At 42.3% G+C, this 14,840-nt stretch carries 13 protein-coding genes and 1 rRNA gene; 9 read left to right on the top strand and 5 right to left on the bottom strand.

The annotated features are described in order from the left end of the window. Positions 1–34 precede the first annotated feature (34 nt). The 5 genes from mnmE to rpmH form a co-directional block, all read right to left on the bottom strand. Positions 35–1,411: a tRNA uridine-5-carboxymethylaminomethyl(34) synthesis GTPase MnmE gene (gene mnmE / locus RQP52_RS24830; RefSeq protein WP_315954334.1), complete on the bottom strand. Its 1,377-nt coding sequence runs from the start codon at positions 1,409–1,411 to the stop codon at positions 35–37. 73 nt (positions 1,412–1,484) lie between these two features. Beyond that, positions 1,485–2,102: an RNA-binding cell elongation regulator Jag/EloR gene (jag, locus tag RQP52_RS24825; protein WP_315954333.1), complete on the bottom strand. Its 618-nt coding sequence runs from the start codon at positions 2,100–2,102 to the stop codon at positions 1,485–1,487. Then, positions 2,099–2,872, bottom strand: coding sequence for a membrane protein insertase YidC (gene yidC, locus RQP52_RS24820; protein ID WP_235959431.1), 774 nt, complete (start codon positions 2,870–2,872; stop codon positions 2,099–2,101). The genes jag and yidC overlap by 4 nt, the downstream gene beginning before the upstream one ends. A 71-nt stretch (positions 2,873–2,943) precedes the next feature. Further along, positions 2,944–3,303: a ribonuclease P protein component gene (rnpA, locus tag RQP52_RS24815; protein WP_181646286.1), complete on the bottom strand. Its 360-nt coding sequence runs from the start codon at positions 3,301–3,303 to the stop codon at positions 2,944–2,946. Positions 3,304–3,440: 137 nt separating this feature from the next. Beyond that, complete coding sequence (rpmH, locus tag RQP52_RS24810) at positions 3,441–3,575, bottom strand: 50S ribosomal protein L34 (RefSeq protein ID WP_028557239.1); 135 nt, start codon at positions 3,573–3,575, stop codon at positions 3,441–3,443. A 635-nt stretch (positions 3,576–4,210) separates the two neighbouring features. Here rpmH and dnaA point away from each other — a divergent pair. The 9 genes from dnaA to RQP52_RS24765 all read left to right on the top strand — a co-directional run. Beyond that, positions 4,211–5,575, top strand: coding sequence for a chromosomal replication initiator protein DnaA (dnaA, locus tag RQP52_RS24805; protein WP_315954332.1), 1,365 nt, complete (start codon positions 4,211–4,213; stop codon positions 5,573–5,575). 178 nt (positions 5,576–5,753) lie between these two features. After that, positions 5,754–6,896, top strand: a complete 1,143-nt coding sequence (dnaN, locus tag RQP52_RS24800; RefSeq protein ID WP_315954331.1) for a DNA polymerase III subunit beta — start codon at positions 5,754–5,756, stop codon at positions 6,894–6,896. A gap of 13 nt (positions 6,897–6,909) precedes the next feature. After that, positions 6,910–7,125 (top strand): S4 domain-containing protein YaaA, encoded by a 216-nt coding sequence (yaaA, locus tag RQP52_RS24795; protein WP_127454096.1) that lies wholly within the window; start codon positions 6,910–6,912, stop codon positions 7,123–7,125. 28 nt (positions 7,126–7,153) lie between these two features. Beyond that, positions 7,154–8,272, top strand: a complete 1,119-nt coding sequence (recF, locus tag RQP52_RS24790; protein ID WP_127454098.1) for a DNA replication/repair protein RecF — start codon at positions 7,154–7,156, stop codon at positions 8,270–8,272. A gap of 5 nt (positions 8,273–8,277) precedes the next feature. Continuing rightward, positions 8,278–8,526, top strand: coding sequence for an extracellular matrix regulator RemB (gene remB, locus RQP52_RS24785; RefSeq protein ID WP_127454100.1), 249 nt, complete (start codon positions 8,278–8,280; stop codon positions 8,524–8,526). A 68-nt stretch (positions 8,527–8,594) separates the two neighbouring features. Then, positions 8,595–10,511 (top strand): DNA topoisomerase (ATP-hydrolyzing) subunit B, encoded by a 1,917-nt coding sequence (gyrB, locus tag RQP52_RS24780; RefSeq protein WP_315954330.1) that lies wholly within the window; start codon positions 8,595–8,597, stop codon positions 10,509–10,511. 46 nt (positions 10,512–10,557) lie between these two features. Next, on the top strand, positions 10,558–13,050 hold the full coding sequence (gyrA, locus tag RQP52_RS24775; protein WP_315954329.1) for a DNA gyrase subunit A: 2,493 nt from the start codon (positions 10,558–10,560) through the stop codon (positions 13,048–13,050). Between the two features lie 83 nt (positions 13,051–13,133). Next, positions 13,134–14,201 carry an HD-GYP domain-containing protein gene (locus tag RQP52_RS24770; protein WP_315954328.1) on the top strand — a complete coding sequence of 356 codons (1,068 nt, stop codon included), beginning with the start codon at positions 13,134–13,136 and terminating at the stop codon, positions 14,199–14,201. A gap of 325 nt (positions 14,202–14,526) precedes the next feature. Continuing rightward, positions 14,527–14,840, top strand: a 16S ribosomal RNA gene (locus RQP52_RS24765); the annotation flags it as partial.

The following is a 14,840-nucleotide window of genomic DNA, read 5'->3' as shown; positions in this document are numbered from 1 at the left end:
CCCTCTTTTATGAAAACGAAAATGCTGTCGGTTTTCATTTACCTAAGCAGAATTGTGTAAAAATTTGATCGATCAACGACTCACCAACAGAATCGCCAATAATCTCTCCAAGCTGCTCCCAAGCCGCTCGAATATCGATTTGTATCATATCAATTGGTACGTATTGCTCGTTCGCTTCAAGCGCATCATGCAGCGAGCGTTTTGCTTGCTTCAACAAAGATATATGTCGAACGTTGCTAACGTACGTCAAATCACTTGACTCTAGTTTGCCCTCAAAGAAAATTGCAGCAATCGCTTTTTCTAAATGATCAATACCTTTATTCTCAATCAGTGATAGCTCGACAATACGCTCATGTGGAAAATAACTCAGTACCTGATCGATATCTAGCTTACGACTTAAATCAATCTTATTCAAAATAACAATCGTTTGCTTATCCGCTAATTGCTTCATTAAAGCAAGCTCATCTAACTGAAGTTCTTCATTGCTATTCAGAACCAGTAAGATCAGATCTGCTTCCGCCAAAGCAGTTTTCGATCTTTCAACTCCGATTTGTTCCACTAAATCTGTCGTTTCACGAATCCCCGCAGTATCCAACAGCTTAAGCGGAATACCGCCAACATTAACAAATTCCTCAATGACATCTCTAGTCGTTCCTGGAATATCGGTTACAATCGCCCGATTCTCCTGCGCCAATTCATTTAACAACGACGATTTTCCTACATTCGGTCTGCCCACGATAGCCGTTTCAATACCCTCACGCAATATTTTACCTTGCTCAGCGGTCACCAAAAGACGGTCAATTTCAAGCATTACCGTGTCACATTTACTCTTTATGAAAGCATTCGTCATTTCTTCAACATCATGCTCTGGATAATCAATATTGACTTCCACATGGGCCATTAATTCTACCAACACATATCGTAAATGTTTGATTTGCTTCGACAAATTTCCTTCAACTTGCTTTAACGCCACTTTAAAAGCTCTGTCCGATTTGGCGCGAATTAAGTCGATAACAGCTTCCGCTTGCGTCAAATCAATCCGACCATTAAGGAAAGCTCGTTTCGTGAATTCACCGGGTTCCGCCAAACGTATTCCCTGCTGCAGCAATAAATCCAACACCTTCTTAACAGAAACGATACCGCCGTGGCAACTAACTTCGACAACATCCTCCATTGTAAAAGAACGTGGAGATTTCATTAAAGTAACGAGAACCTCCTCTACCTTTTCGGCAGAAGCAGGTTCTATAATAAAGCCATAATGTACCGTATGCGTCTCAGCATCTGATAATTTCGTTTTCGAGCGAAAAACACGCTCCACCAGTGGAACTGCTTCATCCCCGCTCACACGAATAACCGCTATCCCACCCTCACCGAGCGGCGTAGAAATAGCAGCAATCGTATCATTTAACATAGTATTAACACCTCGAATTTACCTCATCTTAAAGAAAAAGCAATGACTTATGCTCATGTCATTGCGGCTAAGGTTATTTGACGGCGATCACGACCCGACGGTTCGGTTCCTCGCCTTTGCTATATGTTTTGACAACAGGATGCCCTTGCAATTCAGCATGAATAATCTTCCGTTCTTGCGAATTCATCGGCTCCAAAATAACTTCTTTTTTCGACTTTATGACACGATTCGCCAACCTTAAAGCAAGCTCCTCTAACGTCTTTTTACGTCGATCTCGGAAATTTTCCGCATCCAAAATAATCCGGAAATGCGAGTTTGCATAACGATTTGCGACAATATTGACTATATACTGCAGCGCATCGAGGGTTTGTCCTCTTTTACCGATCAAAATACCAAGCTCCGAACCACTCATATTCAACTGGTAGCCTTCGCGATCCTTTGTCGTGTCTATGGTGATGGAAATTTTCATCGCTTCGAACATATCTTGTAAGAAAGCAATGGCTTCCTCAAGCGGATCTGGTATCAATTCAAGCTCAACCTTAGCTTCTTTGGAACCAATAAACCCAAACAACCCCCGGGAGGGCTGTTCCAAAATATGAATCTTTACACGATCCTCCGAAACCTGCCATTGAGATAGACCGGCTTTCACCGCTAACTCAATAGTTTTTCCAGTCACCACAATTTTTTTCATTTGGACAGGCCACCCTTATTATTTTGAGATCCAGGATTTTTTTGTTTTCCAGGAGAACCATAAATAAAGTAAGACTGAATAATGGTGAAGATGTTACCGTAGATCCAGTAAAGTGGCAGCGCAGCTGCGAAATTCATGGACATCACGAAAATCATAACCGGGAAAATGTATAGTAAGCTTTTCATTTGTTGATTCATTTGAGAAGACATAAACATTTGTTGAACGAATGTGGTTGCCGCGGCAATGATCGGAAGAATGTAATAGTGATCGGGCTGTCCTAAATTCATCCATAAAAAAGTATGCTCTCGAATATGGTCATTACGCATGATAGCTTGATAAAGCGCAATCAGAATTGGCATTTGAACAATGATTGGGAAACATCCGGCTAACGGATTCACACCATTTGACTGAAATAACTTCATTGTTTCTTCCTGCTGCTTCTTCGCATCATCTTTATACTTTTCTTTAAGCTTCTTCATCTCAGGCTGCAACTCTTGCATCCGTTTGGAGCTCTTATACTGCTTCAGCGTCAGAGGCAAAATAATGAGACGAATAATTAGGGTTACGACCAAAATGGATAAACCATATTGACCCCATAACTTGACGGCGAACCAGTCGAGTGTCTGCGAAAGCGGGTACACAAAATATTTGACAAAAAAACCTGCCGTATTAGGATCAATCGGTGCCATAGCAGCGCTACTAGGACTACATCCTGACAACAATAAGATCAACGCAGAAAGAGCTGCAAGCAAATAAAGTCGACGAGTCAAAATGAGATCCTCCTAAATATCTTTTCCAACATAAACTATAACACAATTTAAGCGTGAAAAGAAATAATGCTTCACTTTTTTATTGTGTCATTTCTTTTTAATAAAGAAGCTTTTCGGATTACATGCCAAATGCTTTTCTCCATCTCGGCATATTCCATGTCTACAGCGGGTTTCCGAGCCAGCAAAATGTAATCATAATGCGGCGTCAAATTCTCCTTTTTCAAACGGATGATCTCTTTCACCATTCGTCTCAAGCGGTTCCGAACAACCGCATTCCCCACTTTTTTACTCACCGAGATGCCAAGTCGGAAATTTTCCATTTTAGGCTGAGGTAAATAGTAAAGAACGAATTGATGGTTGGCCATTGATTTGCCATATCGGTAAATCTTATTGAAGTCTTCTCGTTTAGCTAATCTATATTCTTTTTCCACAGACATGTACGCTCCAGACCGTTAACTTCAGATAAGCGAAATCACCACTTAGGCATCTTATCTATTTTTGACCGAAATGACGGCATATAAACTGTCCATCCAAATGCAAAAAAAAAAGCCCCTTCCGGAGCCTCTTTTTACGCGCTAAGAACTTTTCTTCCTTTAAGACGACGAGCTTGTAGAACTTTACGACCGTTCTTCGTGCTCATTCTTTTACGGAAACCATGATTCTTCTTACGCTTTCTCGTATTCGGGTTAAACGTCGGACCCATCTATAGCACCTCCCTACCTGAGGATATCCATCCTACAAAATTTCTACTACTCATTAAATCATATATCACTCAAGAAAGTCAACCTACCCGAGCGTGCAGAATGAAATGCCAAATTGATCATAATAAATCGAAAAAGAATAACCTGTGTATAAATTTTATCCACCGAAAAGAGAAGCTTGTCGAAAATCAACAGAATATTAACAATATCTTGTGTTGTGAACAATTTCTATGCACAACTTGTTGTAATTGTGGATAATCCCAAACAATCCGTTGATTAACAGGCTATCTTTTGTTAAGATGATAATGTTTCTGTTGTGGATATACACGACCACTTCTCCGATTTATCAACAGTCTGTGGATAACATTGTGAACAAAATTCCCTCTACAAGAACAAGTCATTTTAACCGATTCTTAATAATGTGGATAAAACGACAAAAGCCGTCCTTTTTTGACCCCATCAGACATGTTGGTTCTTTTCGCAATAAATCGCGCAGAATATACTCTGATTGCGTTCAATCTATGCGTTTTTCGGATCGCTCCAGTTAGAGCTTCAACCATAATGATTTATACACAGATTGCATTTTATGAAACCTGGCCTTTACGCCACATGTTTGATTTTAAAGGAGTGAATTACTGTGGAAGGCCATTCTACGGACTTATGGCAGCAAATCTTATCGATTATACAAACTAAGCTCAGCAAACCTAGCTTCGATACTTGGCTAAAATCAACCAAAGCGACAGTTTTTAATGACTCGACTGTCGTTATTTGTGCGCCCAACAATTTTGCCCAGGAGTGGCTGGAAAGCCGCTACACCAAGCTGATTGAAGGTACCATTTATGATTTCACCGGCAAACACGTTTCCGTGAAATTCATCATTGAGACCGAAGAACAGAAAGCGCAGTCTGTTGCGACTCAACCGGCTGTCATACCGCCCAAAGGTCCCGCCATTGTAGCAGGTGAAGAAAATTTCACGAATATGATGAACTCGAGATACACGTTCGATACTTTCGTCATCGGATCAGGCAACCGATTCGCGCATGCAGCTTCATTAGCTGTGGCCGAAGCGCCAGCAAAAGCCTATAATCCGCTCTTTTTATACGGAGGCGTTGGTTTAGGCAAAACCCATTTGATGCATGCAATCGGTCATTATGTGCTGGAACATAACCCTGGGGCCCGTGTTTTATATATTTCATCAGAGAAATTTACGAATGAATTCATTAATGCTGTTCGTGATAACCGCGGTGAAGGATTCCGTAATAAATATAGAACAATCGATGTGCTATTAATTGACGATATTCAATTCCTCGCCGGTAAAGAAGGTACGCAGGAGGAATTTTTCCATACATTTAACGCGCTTCATGAAGAAGGTAAGCAAATTATTATCTCCAGTGACCGCCCTCCCAAAGAGATTCCAACTCTGGAGGACCGCTTGCGCTCTAGGTTTGAGTGGGGCTTAATTACCGACATTCAGCCGCCTGATTTAGAAACGCGCATCGCGATTTTGCGGAAAAAAGCGAAAGCTGAAAATCTTGAAATTCCGAATGAAGCAATGATCTATATCGCGAATCAAATCGATACGAACATCCGTGAACTTGAAGGTGCTCTAATAAGGGTAGTTGCCTACTCCTCTCTAATTAATCAGGATATTAGCGTACATTTGACTGCCGAAGCTTTGAAGGATATTATTCCGTCCAATCGGCCAAAGGTTATAACCATACAGGATATTCAGCAGCGTGTTGGTGAATTCTATGGATTAAAGCTCGAGGATTTTAAAGCGCGCAAACGAACGAAAGCCGTAGCTTTCCCTAGACAGGTCGCTATGTACCTGGCCCGAGAGCTGACGGACTTCTCTTTGCCAAAAATCGGAGATAATTTTGGTGGCCGCGACCATACCACGGTTATCCATGCCCATGAAAAAATATCGCAAATGTTGCAAGCGGACCAGGAGCTCTATAAGATCGTTCATAATCTCACAGAGCGTATCAAAAACCCCTCTTAATAACATTTGATTTCGGGTGAGCCTATACACAATCTATTCACATGTGGATAGGCTTGCTTTATATATGGTTCATCCACATATCCACATATCCAGAGCCCCTACTGCTATTACTAATAAAGAATGTTATTATATAAAGATATGCTAACGCACCCCAAAAAAGAACTGCAGGAGTGAAGTCATGAAATTAACGATCCTTAAAGAGCATTTAATAGAATCCATTGGTCACGTTTCCAAAGCCATTTCGTCACGTACAACAATTCCTATCCTTACAGGGATCAAAATAGATGCAACCTTAAGCGGTGTAACCCTTACGGCAAGCGATACCGATATTTCCATCCAAAGCTTTACGCCAAGCGAAAATGGTACGAACAAAATCATTCAATTATATCAAGCGGGGAGTGTTGTGCTTCCAGCTAAATTTTTCGTTGAAATTATCCGTAAGCTCCCTGCTCAACTCATTGAAATTGAAGTAGGTAATAATTTTCAAACCATCATTCGTTCAGGTTCTTCTGAAATTCAAATTATGGGACTTGATCCGGACGAATATCCGCTGCTTCCGGAAATCGAAGAAAGCAAAATGCTGCGTCTTCCAAGTGATTTGCTTAAAACAATGATTAAACAAACGTCTTACGCGGTATCAACGAATGAGTCTACGCCAATTCTTACGGGTGTACTTTGGAATATCACTGGTGATAAACTGAAATTTATTGCTTGTGACCGTCACCGACTTGCCAGCCGAGAAGTTACCGTTGATAACGATAATGCGCACAATTTGCCTAATATTGTTATTTCAGGCCGAACTCTGAATGAATTAAGCAAAATCTTGCCTGATCAAAACTCACTTATAGATATAGTTATTTCGGACAATCAGGTTTTATTCAAAATTCATTCGATTTTATTTTACTCACGCATTTTGGATGGTACGTATCCGGATACATCGAAGCTTATTCCTCAGTCTTTCCAAACGGAAATGGTCGTTCCGACGAAAGAATTGGCTGAAGCCATCGATCGCGCTTACCTCCTTTCCAAAGAAGATAAGACGAATATTGTTAAAATGATGATGCTGGAAGACCAAACTATCGAAATTTCGTCCAGCTCCTCCGAGCTCGGCAAGGTAACGGAACAAATTAACCTGCAGCATATTGTCGGTGATTTACTCAAAATCTCTTTTAACTCCAAATATATGCTTGATGCGCTCAAAGTTCTCGACTCAGAGTTTATTCATATTGGATTTACTGGAGCTATGCAGCCTATCATCATGAAACCGCAAGATTCGACAAACATTCTACAGCTGATCTTGCCATATCGAACAACGAATTAAGGAGTGCTCCAGTATGAAGCAAATCGCTATTAACACGGACTATATTACGCTCGGGCAGTTTCTCAAATTATCGGACTGTATATCCACAGGTGGACAAGCCAAATTTTTTGTTGTGGATACAAAAATCGAAGTGAACGGACAAGCAGAAAATCGCAGAGGACGGAAACTCGTTCCGAAAGATATCGTTACCGTGGAGGGTTTCGGACAATTCGAAGTCGTTAGCTCCTGATTGGGCCAAGCCAGGAGGATGAGTAATCATGTTTTTGAACAGACTCGCGCTTAAGTCTTACCGAAATTACGATCAGATCGAGTTGACCACGGATAGCAATGTCAATATCTTCGTAGGACCTAACGCACAGGGCAAAACGAATTTATTGGAATCCATCTATGTATTGGCAATGACCAAATCACATCGTACTCATCAAGACAAAGAACTGATCGGCTGGAACGGTGATCAAACGCAGCTGCATGCACAGATTCAAAAGCGATATGGCAGTTGTCAATTGGATCTCTCCATTTCAACCAAAGGCAAGAAGGCAAAAATTAATGGGCTCGAGCAGAAAAAGCTCAGCAACTTTATCGGTGCGCTTAATGTTGTTATGTTTGCGCCCGAAGATTTAGAAATTGTCAAAGGCACGCCTGGTATCAGACGAAGATTTCTCGATATGGAGATTGGCCAGGTTCAGCCCTCTTATCTCTATGATTTATCGCAATATCAAAAAATTTTGCTTCAGCGTAACAATTATTTAAAACAAAATTTCGCTGGAAAAGGCTCACCAGACGCGATGTTGGACATCTGGAATGAACAATTAGCACTGTATGGTGTTAAAATTATGAAAAAGCGTCAAAACTTTATAAAGAAGCTGCAACAATGGGCTGAAACGATCCATCGAGGAATAACGAATGACAGTGAAGAGCTACTCATCCGCTATTCCCCTTCGTTTGACATGGGCTCGTTTGAAGATGAATCTGTTTTATTAAACCAATTTATGATAAAGTTATCTTTGGTCAGAGATCAGGAATTCCGAAGAGGCGTTACACTAGTGGGCCCTCATCGCGACGATCTTCTTTTTTACATCAACGACAAAGAAGTGCAAACCTACGGCTCCCAGGGGCAGCAGCGCACAACTGCACTCTCCCTTAAGCTGGCGGAGATTGAACTCATCCATGAGGAAGTTGGCGAATATCCTCTTTTATTGCTTGATGATGTGCTTTCAGAGCTTGATGAATATAGGCAGACGCAGTTGATCCGCACGTTCCAAGAAAAAGTGCAAACGTTTATCACCACGACGGGTCTAGAGAGTGTCCATTTGGACCAACTGAACCATGCTTCCGTGTTTCATGTTTTGAAAGGAAATGTAAGTGGCAGGAGCTGAGGAGCATGTTTATTCATTTGGGTGGAGAAAAAATTATTCGAGCTTCCGAACTGATTGCTATATTCGATATCTCGATAGAAAAATCCTCAAAAATATCGAAACAATTCATTCAACAAGCTGTTAAGGATAAAAAAACAGAAAAAATCGGTGAGGAAGAATGCAAATCTCTCGTTGTTACGAAGAGTAAAGTGTATTATTCCCCGATCTCCTCTACCACGCTCAAGAAAAGAGCGCATCTTTTGTTAACGAACTAACCTTTTGTTGTTCACATAAGAGAGTATAAGAGGTTTATCTCACTATAAAAAAGCAGGTGGAGATTAACATGTCTGTGAATCAAAATGCGTACGATGATAGTCAGATTCAGGTTTTGGAAGGGTTAGAAGCCGTTCGCAAAAGACCGGGTATGTATATTGGTTCAACCAGTGCCCGTGGACTTCACCATCTCGTTTGGGAAGTTGTCGATAACAGTATTGACGAGGCGCTTGCTGGCTTCTGTACGAAAATCGATGTAATTGTTCATAAAAATAATAGTATTACCGTCATTGATAACGGACGTGGGATTCCGGTCGGGGAAAATGCGAAGCTCAAACGTCCAACGCTTGAAGTCGTACTCACCGTCCTGCATGCGGGCGGTAAATTCGGTGGCGAGGATTCCGGTTACAAAGTATCCGGGGGGCTGCACGGTGTAGGTATTTCCGTAGTTAATGCGTTGTCTGAGCACTTAACTGTAAAAGTAAAGAATAAAGGCCAAATTCATCAACAAGAATACCGCCGCGGAACACCGCAATATGATGTGAAAGTGGTTGGGGAGACGGAAGAAACGGGCACGACGGTCACGTTCCAGCCAGATCCGGAGATTTTCAAAGAGACAACGGAATATGATTTTGACATCCTTCAATCCAGGATTCGCGAGCTCGCTTTCCTGAACAAAGGAATCGAGATCAATTTAATCGACGAACGTACAGATACGGCTACAACGCATATGTATGAGGGCGGGATTATTTCCTTCGTTCAGCATTTGAATAGAAATCGCGAAGTTGTCAATGAGCTGCCGATCTATGTAGAGGGCTCCAAAGATAATATCTCTATCGAGATTGCCCTTCAGTACAATGACAGCTACACCGAAAATATTTATTCCTTCGCCAACAACATCAACACACATGAAGGCGGTACGCACGAATCAGGTTTCAAAAGTGCGCTTACACGGATTCTGAACGATTATGCTCGTAAAACGAACTCCCTGAAAGAAAGCGATTCAAACCTTTCCGGTGACGATGTCCGTGAAGGGCTTGCTGCGATTATTTCCGTGAAAATTCCGGAGCCTCAATTCGAAGGGCAAACGAAAACGAAACTAGGAAACAGCGAAGTCCGCGGTATTGTCGAGTCTTTATTTGCTGAGAAATTGCAAACGTTCATGGAAGAAAACCCAGCTGTCGCCAAGCGTATCCTGGAAAAAGGGATTCAAGCGGCAAGAGCAAGGGAAGCAGCACGTAAAGCGAGAGAACTGACTCGCCGTAAAAGTGCTCTGGAAGTAAGCGCCTTGCCAGGTAAACTCGCAGACTGCTCCTCCAAGGATGCTTCTATCAGCGAGATTTACATCGTAGAAGGTGACTCTGCGGGCGGTTCAGCTAAGCAAGGACGTGATCGTCACTTCCAAGCGATTCTTCCACTTCGCGGAAAAATTTTGAATGTTGAGAAAGCCAGATTGGATCGTATTTTATCAAATACGGAGATTCGGGCGATGATTACAGCTTTCGGTACGGGAATCAGCGATGATTTCGATATCAATAAAGCTCGTTATCACAAAATCATTATTATGACAGACGCCGACGTTGATGGAGCACATATTCGTACACTCCTTCTTACGTTCTTCTACAGATACATGAAAAAGTTAATTGAGTCCGGATATGTATATATCGCACAGCCTCCTCTTTTCAAATTGGAGAGGAATAAAACCGTACGTTATGCTTATAACGAAAAGCAAAGAGAAGCGATCATGCAAGAGTTTGGTGAGGGTGCCAAAGTCAATGTACAGCGTTACAAAGGACTTGGTGAGATGAATCCTGAGCAACTATGGGAAACCACGATGGACCCAGAAAGCCGAACTTTGCTGCAAGTGACGATCGAAGATGCGATTGAAGCGGATACGCTCTTTGATTCTTTGATGGGAGATAACGTTGAGCCTAGAAGAGATTTCATCGAGGAACACGCAATTTACGTGAAAAATCTAGATGTCTAAACGTCTTAGACGTTGTTAACGATGTAAGCTTTCAGGAGGAACATTCATGAGCGAAGAATTACGTTCGCAAGTCAAAGAAATTGACATTTCTACCGAAATGCGTACATCCTTCTTAGACTATGCGATGAGTATCATTGTCAGTCGTGCACTGCCAGATGTAAGGGATGGTCTGAAGCCGGTTCATCGTCGTATTCTTTATGCGATGTCAGAACTGGGCATGTCTCCAGATAAACCATATAAGAAATCAGCGAGAATCGTCGGCGAAGTTATCGGTAAATACCATCCACACGGGGATTCCGCTGTTTATGAAACCATGGTTCGGATGGCGCAGGACTTCTCTCTTCGTTACATGCTCGTTGACGGTCATGGTAACTTTGGATCGATCGACGGCGATATGGCCGCAGCTATGCGTTATACGGAAGCTCGTCTGTCCAAAATTGCGATGGAACTTCTACGTGATATCAACAAAGAGACGATCGATTATGCGCCTAACTATGATGGTGAGGAACAAGAACCTGTTGTTCTCCCATCCCGTTTTCCTAACTTGCTTGTGAACGGAAGCTCAGGTATCGCGGTAGGTATGGCCACGAATATTCCTCCGCATAACCTACGGGAAGTTATTGAGGGTATTCAAATGCTGATCCAGAATCCTGAAATAACACCTTTGGAGCTGATGACAGCGATCAAAGGGCCGGATTTCCCAACAGCTGGATTTATTCTGGGCCGTGAGGGCATCAGACAAGCCTATACGACAGGTAGAGGCTCTGTTACGATGCGGGCTAGAACCGTCATTGAAGAAAATAACAATAAGGCTAGAATCATTGTTAATGAGCTGCCTTATCAAGTAAATAAAGCTAGATTAGTTGAGAAGATTGCCGAACTCGTTCGCGAGAAAAAGATTGACGGTATCACGGATCTTCGCGATGAATCCGATCGCAACGGAATGCGTGTTGTGATTGAGCTTCGCCGGGATGTGAATCCGAATGTCGTGTTGAATAACTTGTTTAAACAGACGGCTATGCAGTCCAACTTCGGTATCATCATGTTGGCGCTTGTTAATGGTCAACCAAGAGTACTGAATCTTCGTGAGATGCTTCAGTACTATCTCAAACACCAACAAGAAGTCATTCGTCGCAGAACCGAGTATGACCTGCGCAAAGCTGAAGCGCGCGCTCATATCTTGGAAGGCTTGCGAATCGCATTGGACCATCTGGATCAAGTTATCGCGTTGATTCGTGCTTCCAGAACTACTGAGGAAGCTAGAGATGGCCTCATGAACACGTTTAATTTGAGCTATGATCAAGCTCAAGCTATTCTGGACATGCGCCTACAGCGTTTAACTGGATTAGAGCGTGAAAAAATTGAAGCTGAATACGAAGAGCTCATGAAGAAAATCGCTGAACTTAAAGCGATTCTTGCTGACGAGCAGCTGATTCTAGCAATCATTAGCGAAGAGCTCAATGAGATCAAAGAGAAATTCGGTGACGAACGCCGTTCCGAGATTACAATTGGTGAGGAAAGCATCGAAGATGAAGACCTCATTCCACGTGAAGATGTCGTTATTACGATTACGCACACAGGTTACATTAAACGGCTACCGGTCACTACGTATAAGAACCAGAAGCGTGGTGGACGCGGGATTGTCGGAATGGGAACCAAAGACGACGACTTTGTGGAACATTTGTTCGTAACCAATACACATCATTACCTGATGTTCTTTACGAATAAAGGTAAAGTGTATCGGTTGAAAGCTTATGAGATTCCAGATTTGAGCCGAACTGCGCGCGGGACTCCGATCATTAACTTGATCCAGATCGAGCAAGGTGAGACGATCAATGCTGTAATCCCAGTTGAGAGCTTCGAAACAGATCAATACTTATTCTTTGCAACGAAGCAAGGTGTTGTGAAAAAGACGCCAATTGACGATTACTCCAATATCCGTAAAGGCGGTCTAATCGCGATTAATTTGCGTGAAGACGACGACCTCATCGGCGTTAAATTAACCGACGGCAATCAAGGTATCATCATGGGGACCAAGTTCGGTATGTCGATTCATTTCCCAGAGCAAGATGTGCGTTCAATGGGAAGATCGGCTACTGGGGTCAAAGGTATCCAGCTTGATGAGGAAGATGCTGTAATCGATATGGACGTAGTCCATGAAGATAACAGCGTATTGATTGTAACGACTAAGGGCTTCGGAAAAAGAACACCTGTTTCTGAGTATCGTATCCAAACACGTGGTGGTAAAGGGATCAAAACCTTAAACATCACGGATAAGAATGGTCCTGTTGTGGGTCTTAAAGTCGTTCAAGAAGACGAAGATCTCATGATTATTACTGCTTCCGGTACGGTCATTCGAACAAGTATGGATGGTATTTCGGTTATGGGTCGTAACACACAAGGTGTGCGTCTAATCAACATTCGTGAGGATGATGAAGTAGGAACCTTGGCGAGAGTACAGAAGAACGAAGACCAAAATGAGAGCGAAGAAGACGGCGATTGGGAAGAAACCGATACGGAATCGACGGATACAGAATAATAATTTGCAGGGATGGGCTTACAAACCCATCCTTTTTATTTTACAATAGCATGTATAAGATAAAGTAAGGTGAGTGAGCGATCGTGCCGACAGTAGCCGTTTCTCAATTAAAGTATGGCGAAAAACTAGGAGACAATGTAACAACGAAATTAGGAAATGTCCTTTTCAATAAAGGTAAAATCCTGAATGAGAGAGATCTTGAGATTCTTAAAGCTTTTTTCATTGCTTCTGTTTATATTGAATCAAAGAACGGCATTGAGCCCGAGGGGGCCATTGAGGATGCGAAAGTGAAAGAAGTTGCTACAATTCCTCCTTTTTATATAGAGTATCAGAACATGTTAAAGCTACTTAAACGCGTTTTTTTGCTCGCTAATGGCGGACAGCCTCTACCCATCCTAGATATTCGTAACGGACTTGAAGCACTTATTCAGCATATCGATACCTACAAAGTACTCACTTTTACTCCCAAAAATCGCAATTTGCAAGATTACATATTTCACAAAAGCATTATGGTCAGTTTGACCTCGTATTGTTTGGCTAGATGGCATGGTCTTCCCCAGAAAGATTTAATGCAAATTGCACTAGCCGGCCTTCTGCATGATATTGGCATTTCCAAAGTAGATGCAACCATCCTGGAGAAAAAGGGCCGTTTGATGGAATCTGAGATGGAAGAGATCAAACAGCATACGTTGATAGGCTATCAGATCCTAAAAAATATTTCGGGGATCAATGAGGGTGTTAAATTAACAGCCGTTCAGCATCACGAGCGCGAGGATGGGTCCGGTTATCCTTTAGGAGTGAAAGGCGATAAACTTCATATTTACGCTAAAATCGTCGCAATTGCTGATATTTATAATGCGATGACAAACGAACGTCATCACAAAACGGCTATGTCCCCTTACCTCGTGTTAGAGCAACTCTTTACGGAATCATTCGGAAAAGTTGATCCGACCCTGGTTCAAGTGTTTATAAACAAATCTACACAAATTAGCAATGGAACTTTAGTTAGACTCAGTGATAATCGTGTCGGAGAGATTATATTCTCGGATCGCTCGCAGCCGACAAGACCTTGGGTGAATGTCAATGGAACGATCGTCAATTTAACAATAGAGAGAAGCTTATTTATTCAAGAAGTTATCGGACAAGTATAGAGACGAGAGGCCCCTTATTCAGGGGTTTTTCTTTATTTTAAAAAGAATATAGAAAAATGCTTGCATTCTGTTTCTAGATTTGTTATATTACTCCTTGTCGCTTCGGCGGTCGAATGAAAGAACGAAAGTAACTGAAAAAAAAGTTCTTGCAATCGAATAGGCTGATGTGGTATATTGATCAGGTCGCTTTTGAAGGCGATGGATGAATAAGGAAGTCATTGATCTTTGAAAACTGAACAACGAGTGAGTAAGCACAGTCGAGTAATCGACTATAAATGAGATGAATAATCTCGCTAGCAAGTCAATGAGTACAATCAGCTTTTCTATTATGGAGAGTTTGATCCTGGCTCAGGACGAACGCTGGCGGCGTGCCTAATACATGCAAGTCGAGCGAAGCACTTCGGTGCTTAGCGGCGGACGGGTGAGTAACACGTAGGCAACCTGCCTATAAGACTGGGATAACTATCGGAAACGATAGCTAAGACCGGATAATTGGTTTTCTCGCATGAGAGAATTATGAAACACGGAGCAATCTGTGGCTTATAGATGGGCCTGCGGCGCATTAGCTAGTTGGTGAGGTAACGGCTCACCAAGGCGACGATGCGTAGCCGACCTGAGAGGGTGAACGGCCACACTGGG

Source organism: Paenibacillus violae, from assembly GCF_032461945.1.
GTDB lineage: Bacteria > Bacillota > Bacilli > Paenibacillales > NBRC-103111 > Paenibacillus_E > Paenibacillus_E violae.
This window is presented reverse-complemented; position numbering and strand designations above follow the sequence as displayed.